The organism is Hydrogenophaga sp. 70-12 (genome assembly GCF_001897365.1).
Classification (GTDB): Bacteria; Pseudomonadota; Gammaproteobacteria; order Burkholderiales; family Burkholderiaceae_C; genus Hydrogenophaga; species Hydrogenophaga borbori.
Genome location: NZ_MKSS01000141.1, coordinates 1 through 2,744 on the forward strand (window position 1 = coordinate 1; position 2,744 = coordinate 2,744).

Below are 2,744 nucleotides of genomic sequence, written 5' to 3' on the forward strand. Positions count from 1 at the left end.
TACATCGTCACGAAATCGGGGCTCAGCGGCATGGCCACCATGACCAGCGTGCCCGGCATCTTCGCGGCGGGCGACGTGCAGGACCATGTGTACCGCCAGGCCATCACCAGCGCTGGCACGGGCTGCATGGCCGCGCTGGACGCTCAGCGCTTCCTGGAGCAGCAGGGCGCCTGAGCCCCCCAGCCCGTCCTATTCGGCCGCCCGGGCCGGCTATGGCTATAATTGCGGGCTTTGCTGAAAGTCCGGCGTCCGCCGGGCCAACCGCGATTTTGGGTTACCGCCACCCACAACTGGCGAGGTGAGGCTGGACGCCAGTCGCCGGGAATTCCCCCGGCGGCCCGCCGCGAACAGCCGTGTGAATGGATCGGAGTGTCCTCATGGCACGCGTCTGCGACGTCACGGGCAAGAAGCCCCAGGTCGGGAACAACGTTTCCCACGCCAACAACAAAACCAAGCGCCGGTTCCTGCCGAACCTGCAATACCGCCGTTTCTGGGTCGAGAGCGAGAACCGCTGGGTGCGCCTGCGCGTCTCCGGCGCTGCCCTGCGCCTGATCGACAAGAAGGGCATCGACGTCGTGCTGGCCGACATGCGCGCCAACGGCCAGGCTTAAGGAGAATCACCATGGCAACCAAAGGCGGTCGCGAAAAGATCAAACTGGTGTCCTCCGCGGGCACCGGCCACTTCTACACCACGGACAAGAACAAGAAGACCACGCCGGACAAGCTGGGCTTTATCAAGTTCGACCCGAAGGCCCGCAAGCACGTGGAATACAAAGAAGCGAAGCTCAAGTAAGAGCCCGTTTCCCCAACAAAAAACCCGCTGTGAGAACAGCGGGTTTTTTGTTGCCTGCTCACGCCGCCGAGCGGCGTGAGCGCATGCCGCTCAAGCGTGGGCCGAGCGCAGGCGGATGGAGAAGTCGCGCAGCGCGGCGATGCCGCTCTCTTCCGCGCGGCGGCACCAGGCCTGCAGGTCGGCGGCGAGCTGCTCGCGCGTGGCGTTGGTGCTGGACCACAGGGCGCGAAGCTCTTCGCGCATGGTCACCATCTTGTCGAGCACCGGGTGCTCGGCGCGAACCTGGGCCAGCTGCGGCTTGACAGCGGCGGGCACCTTGTCGTCGTCGCGGTGCAGCCAGCGCTTGGCGGCCGTCAGCACCGAAGCGTCGGCCTGGCGGGCCTTGAGCGTGGCGATTTCCACCTTGCAGGCCTCGCGCAATTCGCGCGCGTAGCCGGCCATCACCTCATAGCGATTGGCGATGATGGCCTCCAACGTCTGCTCGTCGGCCACCGGCTTGACGGCGCCGAAGGCCATCTTGGGCGGCACCTTCTTGACCGTGGCCAGGCCCAGCGACTGCAGGATGCTGATGTACATCCAGCCGATGTCGAACTCGTAAGGCTTGACCGACAGCTTGGCCGAGGTGGGGTAGGTGTGGTGGTTGTTGTGCAGCTCCTCGCCGCCGATGATGATGCCCCAGGGCGAGACGTTGGTGCTGCCGTCCACCGCCTCGAAGTTGCGGTAGCCCCACCAGTGGCCGATGCCGTTGATGATGCCGGCGGCCGTGATGGGAATCCAGGCCATCTGGATCGCCCAGACCATCAGGCCCAGGGCGCCGAACAGCACCACATCGAGGATCAGCATGAGGCTCACGCCCAGCGCCGAGAAGCGCGTGTAGAGGTTGCGCTCGATCCAGTCGTTCGGCGTGTTGTGGCCGTAGCGCGCCATGGTGTCGGCGTTCTTGGCCTCGGCACGGTAGAGCTCGGCGCCTTCCCAGAACACCTTCTTGATGCCGAAGATGTGCGGGCTGTGGGGGTCGCCTTCCTGCTCGCACTTGGCGTGGTGCTTGCGGTGGATGGCCGTCCATTCCTTGGTGACCATGCCGGTGGTCATCCAGAGCCAGAAGCGGAAGAAGTGCGCGGCGATCGGGTGCAGATCGAGCGAGCGGTGGGCCGAGTGGCGGTGCAGGTAGATCGTGACGCTGGCGATGGTGATGTGCGTCAGCACCAGCGCGATCAGCACGACCTGCCACCAGCTGGCGCCGGTCACGCCGTTGATCAGGAAGTTCACCACGCCGTCGAGCAACGCGGAAAAGGCACCAGGGTCGGAAGCGGTCATCGAAGTCCTATCAGGACTGCCCGGAAACGGAGGACAAGCCTTCACACGCGCCCGGGGCAGGCGGGCGGCGCAGGCAGGATTTTAGGCGGGGGGTGTCTCCCGACCAAGCCATTGGTCCCCGGCAAAGGCCGGAAGTGCCCGTTACTTCAGGGCCAATTGACCCCGATCAAGCTTTTTTCCGCCAGACGGCGGCGAAAAAGCCGTCGGTGCCGTGCCGGTGGGGCCACAGGCGCAGGAAACGCCCTTCGTCGGCCGGGCCGCACAAGGACGGGGCGTCGGGCACGCGCAGGGCGTCCAGCAACGGCGCCACCGGTTCAACCTCGAAGCCGGGGTGCGCTGCCGAAAAGGCCTCGGCCACGGCCTCGTTTTCATCGCGCAGCAGGCTGCAGGTGGCGTAAACCAGCCGCCCGCCGGGCTTGAGCAGGCGCGCCGCGCTGTCCAGGATGGCGCGCTGCGTGGCGGCCTGCGCGGCCACAGTCTCGGGGGTCTGGCGCCACTTGAGGTCGGGGCTGCGGCGCAGCGTGCCCAGGCCGGAGCACGGCGCGTCGACCAGCACCCGATCGATCTTGCCGGCCAGGCGCTTGATGCGCTCGTCGCGCTCGTGCGCGATGGCCACGGGGTGCACGTTGGACAG

4 protein-coding genes and 1 pseudogene are annotated in these 2,744 nt (G+C 66.5%); 3 read left to right on the top strand and 2 right to left on the bottom strand.

What is annotated here, in order from left to right; translation table 11 throughout:
* The 3 genes and pseudogenes from BGO22_RS08620 to rpmG all read left to right on the top strand — a co-directional run.
* A pseudogene (locus BGO22_RS08620) lies at nt 1-174 on the top strand (thioredoxin-disulfide reductase); the annotation flags it as partial.
* 203 nt (nt 175-377) lie between these two features.
* On the top strand, nt 378-611 hold the full coding sequence (gene rpmB / locus BGO22_RS08625) for a 50S ribosomal protein L28 (RefSeq protein WP_070400609.1): 234 nt from the start codon (nt 378-380) through the stop codon (nt 609-611).
* An 11-nt stretch (nt 612-622) separates the two neighbouring features.
* Nucleotides 623-793, top strand: a complete 171-nt coding sequence (gene rpmG, locus BGO22_RS08630; protein WP_070400610.1) for a 50S ribosomal protein L33 — start codon at nt 623-625, stop codon at nt 791-793.
* Nucleotides 794-883: 90 nt separating this feature from the next.
* On the opposite strand, the gene BGO22_RS08635 is transcribed toward rpmG, so the two are convergent.
* Both BGO22_RS08635 and BGO22_RS08640 read right to left on the bottom strand, forming a co-directional pair.
* A complete protein-coding gene (locus BGO22_RS08635) occupies nt 884-2,110 on the bottom strand; it encodes a DesA family fatty acid desaturase (RefSeq protein ID WP_070400611.1) in 1,227 nt (408 codons plus the stop codon).
* Between the two features lie 166 nt (nt 2,111-2,276).
* Nucleotides 2,277-2,744, bottom strand: a 468-nt coding sequence (locus tag BGO22_RS08640; RefSeq protein ID WP_286850182.1) for an RsmB/NOP family class I SAM-dependent RNA methyltransferase, incomplete at its 5' end; no start/stop codon positions are given.

Bases quoted from the DNA above. Each gene is read 5' to 3' on its own strand.
- rpmB (WP_070400609.1), top strand. From the start codon at position 378: ATGGCACGCGTCTGCGACGTCACGGGCAAGAAGCCCCAGGTCGGGAAC.
- rpmG (WP_070400610.1), top strand. From the start codon at position 623: ATGGCAACCAAAGGCGGTCGCGAAAAGATCAAACTGGTGTCCTCCGCG.
- BGO22_RS08635 (WP_070400611.1), bottom strand. From the start codon at position 2,110: ATGACCGCTTCCGACCCTGGTGCCTTTTCCGCGTTGCTCGACGGCGTG.